This window comes from Comamonas kerstersii (assembly GCF_002056725.1).
Classification (GTDB): domain Bacteria; phylum Pseudomonadota; class Gammaproteobacteria; order Burkholderiales; family Burkholderiaceae_C; genus Comamonas; species Comamonas kerstersii.
The window spans coordinates 2,359,811-2,375,737 of sequence record NZ_CP020121.1 but is presented as its reverse complement, the minus strand read 5'-3'; the positions used below and the strand labels follow the sequence as shown (position 1 = coordinate 2,375,737).

Genomic DNA, 15,927 nt, shown 5'->3' with positions numbered 1-15,927 from the left:
GTGAGGTGGCAAGCAGTTACAAGCGTTCTCGGGTAATCCCCACCCGATGGCTGCACTATATCTCAAAATACTTAACTTTCAGTAATTACTGAAATTAAGAAATACAGAGAGCCACAGGGCTTTACTGTGCCTGCCCTTCCTGTTCGATACGGCTCTGGTTCATGCGCTGCACCAGTGAGGTGATGTAGACGGTAAAGATAGGAAACACCGTCATGCCCACAGTAGCCAGCACAGCCGTTGCGACCTTGCCCAGAACGGTCACTGGGACAATGTTCGAGCCCACCGTAGTCACCGTCATGGACGCCCACCACAAGGCATCGTAGTAACTGCTCACCAGCGGGTTGATGCCCCCTTCGAACACAAAAAACACCAGAGTAAAAAAGTACACCACGGAGAAAAAGCTCACCAGGTACGCAATAAAAAGACCTGTGAGCTTGTTGCTCACCACCATCTTGACCAGCACGATCAGGGCCGCGCCACCGCGCATGATGGGGAGGAACTTGAGCAGATACTGCGCCTCGTTGGAAAACGACAGTGCAAAAAAATCGATCAGGCTCAAGTACGGCACAGACAGCAGAATCAGCAGAAAGTGTCTGAAGAAAAAGCGCATCTTCTTGGGTGCCAGCGCCATCAGCAAGAAGATGTCCACCAGAAAGTACACGCACACCCACAACTGCACGCGGGCATAGATCGACCCTTCCAGAAACACCTGACCGGAAAAAGCTTCCAGCGAGATGCTGACAATCAGCACCAGCGCCGCAATCACACCCAGCAGGTTGAGCACGCGTGCCACATGCACGCGCCAGGGGCTGTCACCAGGCGGTGAAGGTGGGGTTTCAGGTACGGCGGCAGCAGTCACATCAGTCATGGATTTCAAAGAATTCGCACAAGCGCTGGCACGGCAAACCAGCGCATCACTCAGCCCCTCATGGGCAAAGCACTGACTGTAGTGCCTTTGCTCGACCAGCGTGCGCTCGCACCATGGGATGTGCACGCCCTTTATGTGTATGAGCTGCGCTCAGGACTTCTCCTGGCACTGACAGACCAGCACTACCGGGCGAATCCCGCCAGCTTTACTGGTGTAGCAAAGCTGGGACAATCGGCGTTTTCGTCCCTGGCTGCTGTGCACTGCCTGCACGGCAGCACCAGCTATTGATCAAGAAGCACGCCCATGAAATTTGCCACCTGGAACATCAACTCCCTGAACGTTCGCCTCCCGCAGTTGCTGGACTGGCTGCAGGTCAATCCGGTGGATGCCATCGGGCTGCAGGAGCTCAAGCTCACAGACGATAAATTTCCCTTTGCCGAACTGGAAGCGGCTGGCTATCAGGCTGTCTGCCATGGTCAGAAGACTTATAACGGCGTCGCCATTCTGAGCCGTCACCCTGTTCGCGATGTGGTGCGCAACATTCCCGGCTTTGACGATGAGCAGGCACGCGTGATTGCCGCCACACTGGACACACCACAGGGCGAAGTGCGCCTGATCAACTGCTACTTTGTCAACGGTCAGTCCCCTGATTCCGAAAAGTTTGCCTACAAGCTGCGCTGGCTGGCGGCGCTGCATGCCTTTGTGCAGGCTGAAATGGCCCAGCATCCCCAGCTGCTGCTGGTGGGTGACTTCAACGTAGCCCCCGAAGACCGTGATTCTTTCGACCCCGAAGGCCTGCGCGGCACCATCCACCACACCCCCGAAGAGCGCGCACACTTCCAGAGCTTGCTGGACCTGGGCCTGACCGATGCCTTCCGCATGTTCGAGCAGCCAGAAAAGAGCTTTTCCTGGTGGGACTACCGCATGCTCGGTTTCCAGAAAAACCGCGGCCTGCGCATTGACCACATTCTGGTGAGTGAGGCACTGAAGGCCAGAACCACAGCCTGTGTGGTGGACCGCGCCCCCCGCAAGAACAAGCAACCCAGTGACCATGCACCCGTGGTCGTGACCATGGGCTGATGCCTGAATTGCACGCCGCTGTTTCAGCGGCTTTTTTGCGCCTGCTTGTGAGAATGTGCTGATTTCGTGACCGCCCGCCCTGCCCTGTTTCGTAACGCTGCCCTGCAGCAGCCTGGTTTTCTGCCTTTTCTGTCCGCACGCCTGCTAGGGTTGTTTGCCCAGCAGATGCAGGCCGTGGTCGTCGCCTGGCAGGTGTATGACATCACACGCGATCCGCTGTCACTGGCCTATGTGGGGCTGGCGCAGTTCCTGCCCATGTTGCTGCTCCTGATACCGGCGGGTGATCTGGCCGACCGCATGAGCCGCAAGCGCATGCTGGCCGCCAGCTGGGCACTGGCTTGCGTCTGCGCTGCACTGCTGCTGTGGCTGAGCACACTGGGGGTGCGTGGTGTGGGCGGCATCTATGCCGTACTGGTGCTGTTTGGCTGCAGCCGCGCCTTTACCGGCCCAGCCATGCAAAGCCTGCTGCCGCAGATCGTGCCCCGTGCGTATCTGGCGCAGGCGCTGGCTACCAACAGCATGATCATGCGCACCGGAGCCATTGCGGCTCCCGTGCTGGGTGGCGTGCTGTACGGCCTGGGCGGTGGAGAACTGACCTATGGCGTGTGCGCCATGGCGCTGGCCCTGGCCGTTGTGCTGCTGTGGCGCGTGCCGGTGCGCTACGCCGCAGCGCGCCAGCCACTGCAGGGCACGATGTGGCTGCGTGCACGCGATGGGATACGCTTTATTCGCAGCCACCCGATTGTGCTGGGCACCATCTCGCTGGACCTGTTTGCCGTGCTGCTTGGCGGTGTGATTGCCCTGCTGCCCGTCTATGCCAAGGAAATGCTGCATGCCGGGCCGGAAGGCCTGGGCATCCTGCGCGCCAGCATGTCCGTGGGTGAGGTGCTCATGGGCCTGTGGCTGAGCAGCCGCCCCATCAATCAACGTGTAGGCAAGGTGATGTTTGCGGCAGTTGCCGTGTTTGGCGTGGCCAATCTGGTTTTCTCACTCTCGCACTGGTTCTGGCTGTCTGCAGCCATGCTGGCGATTGCTGGCGCAGCAGATATGGTGAGTGTGTACATACGCTCATCGCTGGTGCAGTTCTCTACCCCTGACACCATGCGCGGGCGCGTCAACGCCGTCAACATGCTGTTTATCAGCTCCAGCAACGAGCTGGGCGAATTCCGCGCTGGGGCCATGGCTGCAGGCATTGGCGCTGTGCCAGCAGCCATCGTAGGCAGCATCTGCACGCTGGGCGTGGTGGGCACCTGGATGCTGTGGTTCAAGCCTTTGCGCGAGGTAAATAAACTAGAAGATGCATCGAGTCTGTAAGATAAAAGCCATAGATTCATTTTTTTACAAAAAATGATTGTTAAAAACCACAGTCTCCGTACATATTCAGCAGTCTGAATCCGTTCTTCGCTTTCCGAAACATCTGACTGTTATGCGCTGTGTGCTGAGAGGTATGGGTATCCTGGGTTTGTGTGCATGTCTATCTGCCTGCAATGAGTTGCATGAGCGCTTAGGGGGCTACCCCACGCGGGATACAGCGATCAATCTCGAAACAGCCACCCCCAACCAGATTGCAGATGCCCTGAGCCAGATGGCCCGCATCTCTACCGTGGGCGATGACTGGGAGTTCCTCGACCCCGCAGACATGTGCACCGTGCATGTCATCGACAAGTCTGGCAAGCACAGCCGCCCACTCAATCTGCGCAATGCGGAATTTGCGCTGCACCGCGACCAGCAGAGCCAGCGCTACTACGCCACCATGCAGCATGGCGACACCGTGGTCACTGACAACGAGCGACACCCGCTGCGCCTGTTTGAAGGCGCGGCCTACCACGATGTGTTCTTTGCCGAAGGCTATCTGCGTGCGTTGGCAGACCGCTGCGAGCGCAGCCGCCAGCTGCAGGCCCAGAACCAGCACACCAGCAACTCCTGACTACTCAATTCATAGCTTGCAGCGCTTTATTCATCAGCCTTAGAGCCATTTTTTATGCATAAACAAAGCCCGCAGTTCCGGCAAAAACTGCGGGCTTTGTTTTAGGCGGCCAGCCGCTGTGCCTTACAGCGCTTCCTTGCGCAGCTGCTCGGCGCTCTTGGGCGAAAGCCAGCCAGGTGCCACATCAAACACGGTCTTGGCGCCGGTCATGCCGCACTGCTTCATGCGATGCACGGCACGGGCGTAAGCCACCAATACGCTGGAGGTGAACTCAGGGTTGCTGTCCAGCTGCAGGCGGTACTCAATGACCTGCTTGTTCTGCTCGGTCGTATTGCCGCTGCGGATCACAAAACCGCCATGGGGCATGGCGCTGTGCTGTTCCTTGAGTTCTTCGGCGCTGATGAAGTTGACCGTGGTGTCGTACTCATCAAAGTAGTGCGGCATGGTCACGATGGCCTGGCGCACGGTTTCAGCGTCTGCGCCTTCGGCCAGCACCACGTAGCAGTGACGCTCGTGTTTCTGGCGGGTAGTCAGCGCGGGGCGTGTGCCGCTGCGCACGGCTTCCACAGCAGCTTCCACGGGGATGGTGTACTGCACGCCGCCTGCCACGCCGGGAATGCGGCGGATGGCATCCGAGTGACCCTGGCTCAGGCCCTTGCCCCAGAAGGTATAGGTTGCGCCATCGGGCAGCAGGGCCTCGCCCATGATGCGGTTGATGGAGAACATGCCGGGATCCCAGCCAGCGGAAATCAGGGCTGTGGTCTGCCCCGCCTGGGCTGCAGCATCCACGGCCGCAAAGTGCTCGGGAATGCGAGCGTGGGTGTCAAAGCTGTCCACAATGCAGAACTTGGCTGCCAGCGCGGGCGACTGCACGGGCAGATCGTCCTTGGAACCACCGCACAGCACCAGTACGTCGATGCGGTCGGCATGGCTGTCCAGATCTGCCATGGAGAACACGGGCGTGCCTTCAAACAAAGGCTTGAGCTGTGCAGGATCGCGGCGGGTGTAGATGCCAGCGACCACCATGTCGGGGTTCTTGGCCACAGCGTTTTCCACACCCCGGCCCAAATTGCCATAACCAACCACGCCAATGCGGATCGGGTTCGCCTGCTTTGTCGTCATAGACCAACTTCCTTTTTCCAAACTACCAATTCCGGCAGCAGAGCTCGTCTCTGCCGCCACTTGTTCCTGCACAGCTTCAGGTATTGCTGCCAGAAGCCTGCGCACGCATCTGCGCCTGTCTGCGCAGCTGCATGGCGCCTTCCAGCACCAGCATGGCCACACCCGCACCAATCAGCGCATACATGGGCTCCTGCCCGGGCTGCACACGCTCGCCCATCAGCAAGGCGGCCACCACCAGCAGCAGCGGCTCTACATAGGACAACAGCCCGAACAGCCCCAGCGGCAGCAGGCGGCTGGCCGTCATGTACAAAGCCAGCGCCACCGCACTGAGCACGCCCAGCAAAGGCACCAGCGCGTGCAGCGGCGCTGTCTGCGTCACGGCCTGCCAGCCCGTGTAGCCGGCCGAGGCATCCCCCCAGGCAAACCAGGCGCACACAGGCAGCATGAGCAGCACATCCAGCCAGTGGCCTGCAAAGCTGTTGGTGTGGAGCTTGCGCCGCAGCACAAAGTAGGCGGGGTAGCCAATCACCACCACCCAGGTGGACCAGGCCACACCGCCTGCACGCCACAGCTCCCAGGCCATGCCGCAGCCCGCCAGCGCCGAAGCAGCAGCCTGCCAGGGCGTGAGCCGCTCCTGAAACACCAGCCGCCCCGCCAGCACCATGGCCAGCGGGAGCACAAAGTAGCCCAGCGACACCGGCAGCGCATGCCCATGCAGCGGTGCCCACATGAAGAGCCACAGCTGCACACCGGCCAGCAGCGAAGACAGCAGCAGCATCAGCGCAAACGGCCAGTGCTCACGCGCCCGCTGCAGCAGCGCCAAGACAGCCTTGCCCTGACTGCTGTAGCACAGCCATGCCGTCGTGAACGGGATGGTCAAGAGCATGCGCCAGCCAAAGATCTGTTCACCCGTCAGCGGCTGGAGCAAGGGGGCCAGGTAGTAAATGCCACCAAAAATGCACGAGGCCACTACCGAAGCCGCTACGCCCTGAAACATCCCCACTCCCTTATGCTTGTGCGCACGATGACGCTCACTTGCCGGTGAGCATGCGCCAAAACAGCGCACGCGCGCACCAAACCAGTGATTCTCGCTATTTTTCGCCCTTGCGCGTGCACATATTTGGCGAAGGTGCGACTCCACGTCTGCGCCAGCACTACACTTGCGCGCTTTGCGCCCTGCTCCCACCACCATGACTGAAGCTACTGACCGCCCCTGCTACACCCATCCGCTGGACATCCTCTGGCAGGATGAAGACATGGTCGTGGTCTACAAGCCCGCAGGCTGGCTGGTGCACCGCACGGCCATTGCCCGCCATGAAACCCGCTTTGTGCTGCAGACCCTGCGCGACCAGATCGGCCAGCACGTCTGGCCCGTGCACCGGCTCGATCAGGGCACCTGTGGCGTGCTGGTTTTTGCGCTGAACAAGGAAAGCTGCCAGAAGCTGGCAGCCTGCTTCATGGACCACACGGTGCACAAGCACTACCTGGCGCTGGCGCGCGGCTGGCTGCCTGACGAGGTGGATGTGGACTACGCCCTCAAGCCCGACGATGCACCGGAAGACGCCCCCGCACAGCCTGCGCAGACCCTGCTGCGCTGCCTGGCCCACCTGGACTGGCCCGAGGCCTATGACCCGCGCCACCCCAGCACGCGCGTGTCGCTGGTGGAAGCCCTGCCCAGGACGGGCCGCCGCCACCAGATTCGCCGCCACTTGAAGCACACCTCCCACCCCATCATTGGTGACGCCACCCACGGCAAGGGCCCCCTGAACCGCTGGTGGGCCGAGCGCATTGGCCTGCACCGTCTGTGGCTGCACGCGCATGCGCTGAGCATTCCCCATCCGCGCACGGGCGAAGTCATGCATTTCTGCGCGGACTGGCGCAAGCTGACCCATGTACCGGAAGTGCAGCAGTGGCAGCAATTGCTGACCCTGCCCGGCTGGCAGGCCACGGCACGCGGTCTGCCCGCCAGCTGCGGCATCACACTTCCCAGCACACAGGCCTTATAAAAAACATAGCTGCCTGCGCACAAAATAAAAGGGTTTCAGATAGATAAGTATCTGAAACCCTTTATTTATCAGCGCTAGCAGCTATTAAATTCAAGCTTTTTTGGGCTTGATCCATTTGCCTTCTTCGTCAAACTCCAGCAGCGGGGCAGGCACGAATTCGTAGGTCGCTGCACGATCGGCCTTGAGCTCACCCGAGAGCAGATCCAGCAAACGCTCGTTGTCCATCTTGAAGCCGCAGGCCTGGGCATGGCCGCCGCCGCCAAAGCTCTCGGCCAGGGGAATGCAGTTGAATTCCGAGCGCGAACGCAGGCCCACCTTCACGCCCTTGGTGCCTGCGTGCCACATCAGTGCAAAGCTGCCGCTCTGGCGCGAGAGGATGTCGCCCACCTGGCTGTGGAACACGCCGGGGCTGTTGACCATCAGGCCCTGAAAACCATTGAAGGTCAGCACCTGTGCGCCATTGGCGATGTCTTCACACAGACTCTGGAACTTCTCATCCATCGCACCGCCGCGCGCCATGAAGGCGGTTTCCTGCTCAGGCGTGAAGGCGGCAATCTCAGCCCAGCGCTCAAAGGTACGTGGCTCCATGTCCAGTGCCGCCAGGAAAGGAGCGCTTTCTGCAAATTCCCACTTCCAGATGTCGCGGTCTTCGATGTACTTGATCAGGCCGGGCACGGGCTTTTCGGGGTGGAAGAACTCCCAGGCCAGCTTGGCACCAGACTTGTTCATGTCAAAGTGCACCACGCCGCAGTTGCACTGGTAGCCCTCCAGCTTTTCGGCCGCGCTCTTGTGGTGGTCCAGCACCACCAGCTTGCTGACCTTGGCTTCAATGGCAGTCAGCAGTTCGGGGCCAAAGGCAAAGTCCATCACATAGACCGCGCGGCCATCGAGCTCGCCCAGGTCTTCCACGGTCTGGATTTCACCGTGGTCCAGCCCCCGGTATTCGGCCTTGTCACCAAAGTACAGCCACGCAGCCAGCGCCGCGCCAAAGCCGTCCGCACAGCGACGACCGTGGTAGAGGATGTAGGGGCGCGCATCGTTTTCCAGCGATGGCTGCACCAGCAATTGCAAAGGAAGAATGTTTTTTCTCATGTTGTCGCCATTGTCGCTGCGCGATGGTGCTTGCGTACAGCACAAGGCTTTCGCCCAAGGCGCACGCAAGCATTGCATGCAAGTTTGGAATGTTTCGATTTCGCTACCTCATGCCTGCTTTGCATGCAAATGCGGCCAGAAACCATGAGAAATCAAAAACTTGCCATCCACACCGATACAACATGCACAGGGATTTGTACGTTTACTTACATTCCATTCGCACAGACAGTTTCCACAGGCCGCCCCATAATGACTTCATCCTCGTATCAGTGACTGCTGCACGAAGCTGTACCAGCCACCACAACTGATGACTACCGCGAACGACATCACCCCATATCTGGGAAAACTGCTCAGTTTCCGCCATGACATGCATGCGAACCCTGAGCTTCGCTATGAAGAACACCGCACGGCGGACAAGATTGCGGCCTACCTGAATGCGCTGGGCCTGCCCATCCACCGCGGTCTGGGCAAGACAGGCATCGTGGCCACCATCTACGGCAAGGGCCACTCCAAAGACAACCCCGGGTGCAGCATCGGCATCCGCGCCGATATGGACGCCCTGCCCGTACAAGAAACCACGGGCGCTGCGCACGCCAGCTGCGTACCCGGCAAGATGCACGCCTGCGGCCACGATGGCCACACCACCATGCTGCTGGGAGCAGCCACCCTGCTGGCAAAAAACCCCGACTTTGACGGCACCGTCCACCTGATCTTCCAACCTGCGGAAGAAGGTGGTGCGGGTGCCAAGGCCATGATGGAAGACGGCCTGTTCAAGCGCTTCCCCTGCGATGCCGTGTTTGCCCTGCACAACTGGCCATCGCTGCCTCAGGGCCAGATGGCCGTGCGTGTCGGCCCCATCATGGCATCGACCATGCGCTTTGAAATCCGCGTGCGCGGCAAGGGCGGCCACGCTGCCATGCCCCACAAGACGCTGGACCCTATTCCTGTCGCCTGCGCCATCGTCAGCCAGCTGCAGACCCTGGTCTCGCGCGGCGTAGACCCACTGGACAGCGCGGTGCTGACCATTGGCAAGATCGAAGGCGGCACGGTGGAAAACATCATCCCCGACGAAGCGGCCATCTACGGCACGGTGCGCACGCTCAAGAAGTCCACACAGGAATACATGATTGAGGGTCTCAAGCGCATCTCCAGCCACGTGGCTGCTGCCCACATGTGCGAGGCTACCTACATCCACAAGCCCGGCTACCCCAACACCACCAACACCGCCAAGGAAGCCCGCTTCATGGCAGACGTGATGGCCGAGCTGGTCGGCAAGGACAATGCCTTCCCCGACATTGAACCTGCCATGACCGCCGAAGACTTTGGCTTCATGCTGGAAGAGGTGCCCGGTGCCTATGGCTGGATTGGCAATGGCAAGAACGGCCAGCCCGGAGTGGGCCTGCACAATCCTGGCTACGACTTTAACGACGACAATATCGAGCTGGGATCCCGCTTCTGGAACCAGCTGGCACGCCGCTGGTTCGAGCAGGCACGTTGATAGCACCATAAGCACAACGCTTACCAACCGCACCCCAGGTGCGGTTTTTTGTTTCTGGACTCACCATGACCACTGCACGCCCTCTCACACGTCGCACCCTTTTGCTGGCAAGCGCAAGCCTCGCTGCCTCCGGCCTGAGCACGCTCAGCCATGCCAGCGCCCCATGGCCCAGCAAGCCCATCCGCATGATCGTGCCCTACCCTGCTGGCGGTGTGAATGACGTGGTCGCCCGCATGTTTGGCGACCTCATGGCCCAGAGTCTGGGCCAGCCTTTTGTGGTGGAAAACAAGCCGGGGGCTGGCGCCACCATTGGCATGGCGGAACTGGCCAAGGCCAATGATGCCCACACTTTTGCCTTTGGCGCCATCAGCCCGCTGACGCTCAACCCCTACCTGATGCCAGTGGCCTACCACCCGCTGGAGGACATACAACCCGTTGCCAGCGTGATGTATTCCCCCGTGCTGGTGCTGGCCACCACAGCCTTTGCAGGCAAGACATGGGACGATGTACTGGCACAGGCTCGCACCAGCCAGGGCGTGAGCGTAGCTACTTCGGGCTACGGCACGCTGGCCCACATCATGGTGGAGCAGCTGATTCGCGCCGCCGGCGGCAACTTTGTGCACGCGCCCTACAAAGGCGGCAGCCAGCTGATCACCGATGCCGCAGGCGCACAGTTTGACCTGCTGCTGGCCAACCCTTTTGCACCCATCAACGCACTGATCGAGCAAGGCAAGCTGCGCGTGCTGGCCACCACCGGCCCTGCACGCCCTGCCTCCTACCCCCAACTGCCCACACTGGGTGAGCTTGGCTTTGACAAGGCCAATCTGGTGTCCATGTTCGGCTTTTATGCACCCAGCAACACACCGCCCGAGGTGGTGGAGCGTTTCAATCAGGAAGTGCAGCGTCTGCTTGCCACCAGCGACATGCAGCAGCGCCTGCGCAAGCTGGACAACACACCCCACCCCATGAGTGTGGAAGACTTCACGGCAGCCATTCGCCGTGACTACGCCCTCAATGGCGTGCTGATTGAAAAAGCAGGCATCAAGGCCCAGTAAGCCTTGAACCACGCATCAGGGCGGCACTCCTGTGCAGCCCTGATGCGCACAGCCGCTTACCAGCGCTTGACGCCTTTTTTCTTGGCGGCGGCAATGGCTTCTTTCTTGGCGGCGCGCTCGGCATCAGCAATGGCAGCAGCAGCGGCCCATTGTTCAAACTCTTCGGGCGTTTCCAGCGTGATACGGCCCAGCATATGGGTGCGGTAGTCGGTAATCACCACCTCGGCCGCCTTTTGCGTATTCACGCGGCCGCCGCTCATCACACAGCCGCGCTTGCGGCCAATGGCTTCAAGCAGCTCGTAGTCCGGCATGTCACGAATTTGCTCCAGCGTCATGCCCAGCTTGTAGCGTTCGTTCAGGTTCTGGGCATAGTGCTTTTGCAAAATCAACAGCAGCTCCAGCGCCACCAGCTCTTCGTCATAGGCATTGCGGCCAATCGAGCCTGATGCCGCCAGGTTAAAGCCGCTTTGCTCGATCGAGATACGCGGCCACAGCATGCCGGGAGTGTCCCAGAGGTAGAAATCATGGTCCAGCACGATGCGCTGCTCATCCTTGGTCACACCGGCTTCGTCGGCAGCCTTGGCCTGCTTCTTGCCGCTCATGGTGTTGATCAGGGTGGACTTGCCCACATTGGGCACGCCGCAGATCAGCACGCGCATGGGCTTGGCCATGCCGCCACGGTTGGGGGCCAGCTGGCGGCACACTTCCACCAGACGGCGTGCCGGTGCAATTTCTTCTGCATCCATGGCAATGGCGCGGGTGCCTGGCTGGGCGTTGTACCAGTCCAGCCAGAGCTGGGTCTTGACGGGGTCGGCCACGTCCTGCTTGTTCAGCAGCTTCATGCGGGGCTTGTGGCCGGTCAGCTGCTGCAGCAGCGGGTTGAAGCTGGAGCCTGGAATGCGCGCATCCAGCACCTCAATGACCACGTCAATGTCTTTGACGCGCTCCTCGATGAGCCTGCGCGTGGAGTTCATGTGACCGGGGAACCACTGGATTGCCATGGACGTGCTTTCTCTTTTTTGGAATCAATGCTTGGGGGCGCAAGGATAATCGCAAGCTGTTTTCTCGTCACAGCTGCCTCATCATGACCACCCAACACCCCAAGTCATCGCGCTCTCCACTCAACAACGACATGCTGGTGCGTGGCGTCATCCTGGTGCTGATCGGGCTGGTGCTGCTGATTGCACCGCATTTCATGGCCGCATCGCCCACGCGTGAGCTGTTTGTGCACGCACGCATCCCCGCCTGGTTTGCGCTGGTGCTGGGCGCAGCCTTCATGGGGCAGTATGCGCTGCGCCGCCGCAAAGAGCAGCAGCACGACCAGCCATCTTGATAACGCCTTCGCGGCAGTTACCTTCCGGCTGGCTCAGGCCTGCCGCCGCCTGCGGCAGCCGCCCTAGGGCGTGTTCACATAAACATTGGGTTCGCGCAGCCACGACAAGGCTGGCAATGCGCGACGCACGGCGCAGCGCGGGTGCGCACCCGCGCAAGGCGGGCAACAATGCAGTGGCGGCCTTGTCGTGGCTGCCCCTGATTATGGAGATCACAAATGGGGTTGAAGGCTTGGGGGCGGTCTGCGTTGTTGCGGCAGCTTGCAAGGCGCTCGGCATTGCTGCGCCACCGCGCCTAGCATCCCATCCCCAAGCCTTCAACGCGAATCTCAAGCTTTATGTGAACACGCCCTGAGTCGGCAAAGTGTGTGTTGCCTGCAGTTTGAATACTGCCACCTGCTGAGACAGGTGCCCGGCCTGGCTATGCAGGCTGGCTGCAGCCCGGCTGCTGGCCTGCACCAGGTGTGCGTTCTCCTGGGTCATGCCATCCAGGGCCACCATGGTTTCATGCAGCTGCACCATGCACTGACTTTGCTCCTGCGCCTTGTGCGTAATACTGGCCACCAGCCCGCTGACCTGCTGCACGTCCTGCACAATGCGCTGCATGCGCTGACCGGCCTCCTGTGCCAGCCCAGCACCAGACTCCATCTGCTCCAGCGAATTGGCAATCAGCGCCTTGATCTGGCGTGCTGCATTGGCACTGCGCAGCGCCAGTGCCCGCACTTCAGCAGCCACCACAGCAAACCCACGGCCCTGATCACCCGCACGCGCCGCTTCCACGGCAGCATTCAGCGCCAGAATATTGGTCTGAAAAGCGATGCCATCGATCACGCCCGTAATGGCTGCAATCTCTGTACTCTGTGTCCGCAGCCTGCCCATCCTCTCCACCATCTGCTGCACCACCACTCCGCCATCACTGGCGGACTGCGCAGCCGATGCCGAGAGCTTGTGCGCCTGATCAGCATGTGCCACCGAATCTGCCAGCTGCAGACTGATGTGCTCAATGCTCGTCACCGCCTGCTGCAACTGCATATCAGTGTGCTGTGTGCGCTCTGCCAACTCGGCATTGCCCTGCGAGAGATGGCTGGCTGTCTGCGCCACATGGGCCACGCCACTGCGCACCTGCGCCACCACCCCGTGCAGCTGCTGCCCCATGCGGTCAAAGGCCCGCAACAGACTGCCCATTTCATCCTTGCGGCTATCGTGCACCTGTTCCGTCAAATCCCCATGGGCAATCGCCTCGGCCAGATCCACAGCCCGCGCCAGGGGCTGGGTAATGGAGCGCGTAATTTCCACAGAAATACCCACGCCAATCACCAGCAACACCACATAGACCAGCAAAGCCCACAGCTGTGCCCGCTGGCGGGCGTCCGCCGCCGCCGCCGTGGCTGCGTCGCGCTGCGCTTCCAGGTGGGCCAGCCACTGCACCTGTGACTCCAGGTAGCGCTGAGCAGCGGGCTTCAGCGACTCTTTGACCAGGCGCTCCGCCTCCCAGGCCATACCCAGATCACGGGCCCTGAAGCTCGCCTCATAGCTCTGCGCCAGCGCTGCCTCTTCCTGCAGCAGGGCCTCACTCAACGGCTGACCGTGTGCCATCTCCTTCGCCAGCTCACGAGCCTGCCCAAGATACGTACGTGCCTTGTCCGCAAATGCGGCAATCACGTTTTCTTCCGAAGACAGCACGCTGGCCAGCGCAGTCTCCACCCCTTTTTGTGTCAGTGCCTGCCACTGCTGGGCCTGGGCAATGCCTGCATCGTGCTGATCCAGACTCAAGGCCGCGCTGTATTCCACCTTTTGCAGATAGGCGATCAGCCCTGCTGCCACCAGCACACCGCACAGCAGCAAGCCACCAAAAACGAAGGCCATCTTGGCTGCCACCGGCCAGTCACGCAGCAAACCTCTTCGAGGAGCAGTGCCAGGGGAGACAGAACGCTTGACCACATCCGCGGCAGGCGCTGGAGCCAGAGAAAGCTTGGTTGATGACATTGCTGCAAACATCTTTACATACGATGTCTGCGAATCTAGCGTCACAAAATGTCAACACTATGACACTCCAATGACAGTCACCCCGCTGTCAGCCTCCCAGGGCAGCAGGGTCCATATAGCGCTGACGCCAAGCTTCAAACGTGCCTGTATCAGCAGCCTCGATGGCTTTCTGCGCATCCAGTGACGCCTGTGCCATCTGCGCGTAATGCTGCTGCTGTGCCTCACTCCATGGCAGCGCCAGCAGGTGCTCATGTGCCCACAGAGACTGCGCCCTGCCAAAGCGCTCAAAGCTGCTTTGGTGCAGGCTGCGAATCTGCTCCAGCACACGGGCGGAAGGTGTGCTGCCAGGCTGCTGCACACGCTGCTGCGCCTCGGCCAATGCCTGGCTATAGGCATCGGTCTGGTGCAGCTCATCGAGCATGGCTGCCAGTGGCTGACAGTCGTCGAGCACCTGTTTGGCCCAGTCACTCAGCAGCACTTGTTCCGCGCCGCGTTGCAGCTTCAGGCCGGGCTCACGCCCGCGCTCTGCCACCAGATGCTGATTGCGCTTGATGGCTTCAATTTCTTCGGGCGAATCCTCAGGACTGTCGCTGAGCAGGCAGTGCAGCAGGAACACGTCCAGCATGCGCATGGTGGATGCGCTGATGCCCAGGGGCTCGAACGGGTCGATATCCATCAAGCGCACTTCCACATACTCCACGCCACGCTCACGCAGGGCATGCAGGGGGCGCTCGCCGCTGCGTGTAGTGCGCTTGGGACGAATGGTGCCGTAGAACTCGTTTTCAATCTGCAGCAGGCTGGTGCCCAGCTGGTTGTAGTCGCCACCGGGGTTGCGAATACCCAGCTGCTCATACGCAGGGTATGGCTGAGTCAGCGCCTGATGCAGGGAGTGTGCATAGCCTTCCAGTCCGTTGTAGCTGACCTTGATCTGCGCCTGCGCATCGCTCTGGTAGCCCAGGCGCCCCATGCGCAGCGAAGTGGCATAAGGCAGATGCAGCGTCTTTTGTGCCGCATCGAGCGGCTGCAGGCGGTGTTCACGCCCTTCTACAAAGCAGCGGCCCAGTGCTGGCGAAGCACCAAACAGATACAGCAGCACAAAGGCATTGCGACGGAAGTTGCGAATCAGCGCGAAATATTCTTCGCTGCTCACACCCGGCATGGACCAGTTGTAGTGAATGCCGGAGATGGTCTGCATGCGGCGGCCGTAGCGGTGGCCCAGCCCCATGCGGTACACACTCTTGGAACGCCCGGCATGCGATGAGCCATAGCGTGCCAGCGGAATGGTTTCATCCGTGGGCAGATGGCAGGGCATGCTGGAATTCCAGATCATTTCCTCGCTCACCTGCGCCATGCTGCGCAAGGTGTACTGGTGCACCTGCTGCAGCTCCTGCAGGCAGGCTTCCACGCTCTGGTGCACACCGGTGATCAACTCCAGCTGGGATTCGCTGTAGTCCGTGGTGATATGCGGGTGGGTCAGCGCCGCGCCCAAAGCGACAGGGTGCGGCGTAAGCGCCAACGAGCCCGTCGGCAATACGCGCAAACCTTCTTTTTCAATACCGCGGCGTATGCCAGCAAGGCGTTCTGCTGCGGGAAGGGAGAATGGTTTGGGCGATGAATTCATGCTTGTCAGCGGTTACGGTCAGAAAACGGGGAGCTACCTTAGCATGCAGCACCCCAGATGTTACGAAATCATAGGACGAGGCCCTTACACGCGCAGCTTCGCCCTCTCCATAACCACGCACAAGCTGTGCCGCCATCGCTACGGCTTGCAAACTGAGTTTGTAGCCGCTAGGGCGTGTTCACATAAAGCTTGGGAATTCGCGTTGAAGGCTTGGGGATGGGCTGCTAGGCGCGGTGGCGCAGCAATGCCGAGCGCCTTGCCAGCCACCGCAACAACGCAGACCGCCCCAAGCCTTCAACCCTATTGGTGATTTCAATATCAGGGGCAGCCACGACAAGGCC

General features: G+C 60.6%; 16 protein-coding genes. 9 read left to right on the top strand and 7 right to left on the bottom strand.

Annotation, left to right across the window (positions count from 1 at the left end; genetic code table 11):
• Nucleotides 1-121: 121 nt before the first annotated feature.
• Entirely contained in the window at nucleotides 122-868 is a 747-nt protein-coding gene (locus B5M06_RS11085; protein ID WP_240183909.1) for a potassium channel family protein, read from the bottom strand.
• Between the two features lie 60 nt (nucleotides 869-928).
• On the opposite strand from B5M06_RS11085, the gene B5M06_RS11080 reads away from it, so the two are divergent.
• The 4 genes from B5M06_RS11080 to B5M06_RS11065 all read left to right on the top strand — a co-directional run bounded on the left by B5M06_RS11080 (nucleotide 929) and on the right by B5M06_RS11065 (nucleotide 3,875).
• The gene (locus B5M06_RS11080; protein ID WP_054066832.1) at nucleotides 929-1,156 is read left to right on the top strand and encodes a hypothetical protein; all 228 of its coding nucleotides are present in this window, start codon (nucleotides 929-931) and stop codon (nucleotides 1,154-1,156) included.
• A gap of 15 nt (nucleotides 1,157-1,171) precedes the next feature.
• Nucleotides 1,172-1,948 carry an exodeoxyribonuclease III gene (xth, locus tag B5M06_RS11075; protein WP_054066831.1) on the top strand — a complete coding sequence of 259 codons (777 nt, stop codon included), beginning with the start codon at nucleotides 1,172-1,174 and terminating at the stop codon, nucleotides 1,946-1,948.
• Nucleotides 1,949-2,014: 66 nt separating this feature from the next.
• Nucleotides 2,015-3,262, top strand: a complete 1,248-nt coding sequence (locus tag B5M06_RS11070; protein ID WP_054066830.1) for an MFS transporter — start codon at nucleotides 2,015-2,017, stop codon at nucleotides 3,260-3,262.
• Between the two features lie 133 nt (nucleotides 3,263-3,395).
• On the top strand, nucleotides 3,396-3,875 hold the full coding sequence (locus B5M06_RS11065; RefSeq protein WP_162781731.1) for a hypothetical protein: 480 nt from the start codon (nucleotides 3,396-3,398) through the stop codon (nucleotides 3,873-3,875).
• 123 nt (nucleotides 3,876-3,998) lie between these two features.
• Here the strand turns inward: B5M06_RS11065 and B5M06_RS11060 are convergent, their stop codons facing one another.
• Together B5M06_RS11060 and rarD are read right to left on the bottom strand one after the other, a co-directional pair.
• Nucleotides 3,999-4,997 carry a diaminopimelate dehydrogenase gene (locus B5M06_RS11060; RefSeq protein ID WP_054066828.1) on the bottom strand — a complete coding sequence of 333 codons (999 nt, stop codon included), beginning with the start codon at nucleotides 4,995-4,997 and terminating at the stop codon, nucleotides 3,999-4,001.
• A gap of 76 nt (nucleotides 4,998-5,073) precedes the next feature.
• Entirely contained in the window at nucleotides 5,074-5,994 is a 921-nt protein-coding gene (gene rarD / locus B5M06_RS11055) for an EamA family transporter RarD (RefSeq protein WP_054066827.1), read from the bottom strand.
• A gap of 193 nt (nucleotides 5,995-6,187) precedes the next feature.
• Here rarD and B5M06_RS11050 point away from each other — a divergent pair, with 193 nt between their 5' ends.
• Nucleotides 6,188-7,003 (top strand): pseudouridine synthase, encoded by an 816-nt coding sequence (locus tag B5M06_RS11050; RefSeq protein ID WP_077344849.1) that lies wholly within the window; start codon nucleotides 6,188-6,190, stop codon nucleotides 7,001-7,003.
• 90 nt (nucleotides 7,004-7,093) lie between these two features.
• On the opposite strand, the gene B5M06_RS11045 is transcribed toward B5M06_RS11050, so the two are convergent.
• Nucleotides 7,094-8,095 (bottom strand): DHH family phosphoesterase, encoded by a 1,002-nt coding sequence (locus B5M06_RS11045; RefSeq protein ID WP_054066937.1) that lies wholly within the window; start codon nucleotides 8,093-8,095, stop codon nucleotides 7,094-7,096.
• A gap of 307 nt (nucleotides 8,096-8,402) precedes the next feature.
• Here B5M06_RS11045 and B5M06_RS11040 point away from each other — a divergent pair, with 307 nt between their 5' ends.
• A complete protein-coding gene (locus tag B5M06_RS11040; protein ID WP_054066825.1) occupies nucleotides 8,403-9,593 on the top strand; it encodes a M20 aminoacylase family protein in 1,191 nt (396 codons plus the stop codon).
• Nucleotides 9,594-9,658: 65 nt separating this feature from the next.
• Entirely contained in the window at nucleotides 9,659-10,648 is a 990-nt protein-coding gene (locus B5M06_RS11035) for a Bug family tripartite tricarboxylate transporter substrate binding protein (RefSeq protein ID WP_054066824.1), read from the top strand.
• 56 nt (nucleotides 10,649-10,704) lie between these two features.
• Here B5M06_RS11035 and ylqF read toward each other — a convergent pair whose 3' ends face one another.
• On the bottom strand, nucleotides 10,705-11,649 hold the full coding sequence (ylqF, locus tag B5M06_RS11030) for a ribosome biogenesis GTPase YlqF (protein ID WP_054066823.1): 945 nt from the start codon (nucleotides 11,647-11,649) through the stop codon (nucleotides 10,705-10,707).
• 83 nt (nucleotides 11,650-11,732) lie between these two features.
• Here ylqF and B5M06_RS11025 point away from each other — a divergent pair, with 83 nt between their 5' ends.
• On the top strand, nucleotides 11,733-11,981 hold the full coding sequence (locus B5M06_RS11025) for a hypothetical protein (protein WP_054066822.1): 249 nt from the start codon (nucleotides 11,733-11,735) through the stop codon (nucleotides 11,979-11,981).
• Nucleotides 11,982-12,097: 116 nt separating this feature from the next.
• Nucleotides 12,098-12,334, top strand: a complete 237-nt coding sequence (locus B5M06_RS17030) for a hypothetical protein (protein ID WP_058880300.1) — start codon at nucleotides 12,098-12,100, stop codon at nucleotides 12,332-12,334.
• On the opposite strand, the gene B5M06_RS11020 is transcribed toward B5M06_RS17030, so the two are convergent.
• Nucleotides 12,316-13,965, bottom strand: a complete 1,650-nt coding sequence (locus B5M06_RS11020; protein WP_162777354.1) for a methyl-accepting chemotaxis protein — start codon at nucleotides 13,963-13,965, stop codon at nucleotides 12,316-12,318. The genes B5M06_RS17030 and B5M06_RS11020 overlap by 19 nt on opposite strands.
• 88 nt (nucleotides 13,966-14,053) lie before the next feature.
• Nucleotides 14,054-15,586 (bottom strand): glutamate--cysteine ligase, encoded by a 1,533-nt coding sequence (gene gshA / locus B5M06_RS11015; protein ID WP_054065225.1) that lies wholly within the window; start codon nucleotides 15,584-15,586, stop codon nucleotides 14,054-14,056.
• Nucleotides 15,587-15,927: the final 341 nt, after the last annotated feature.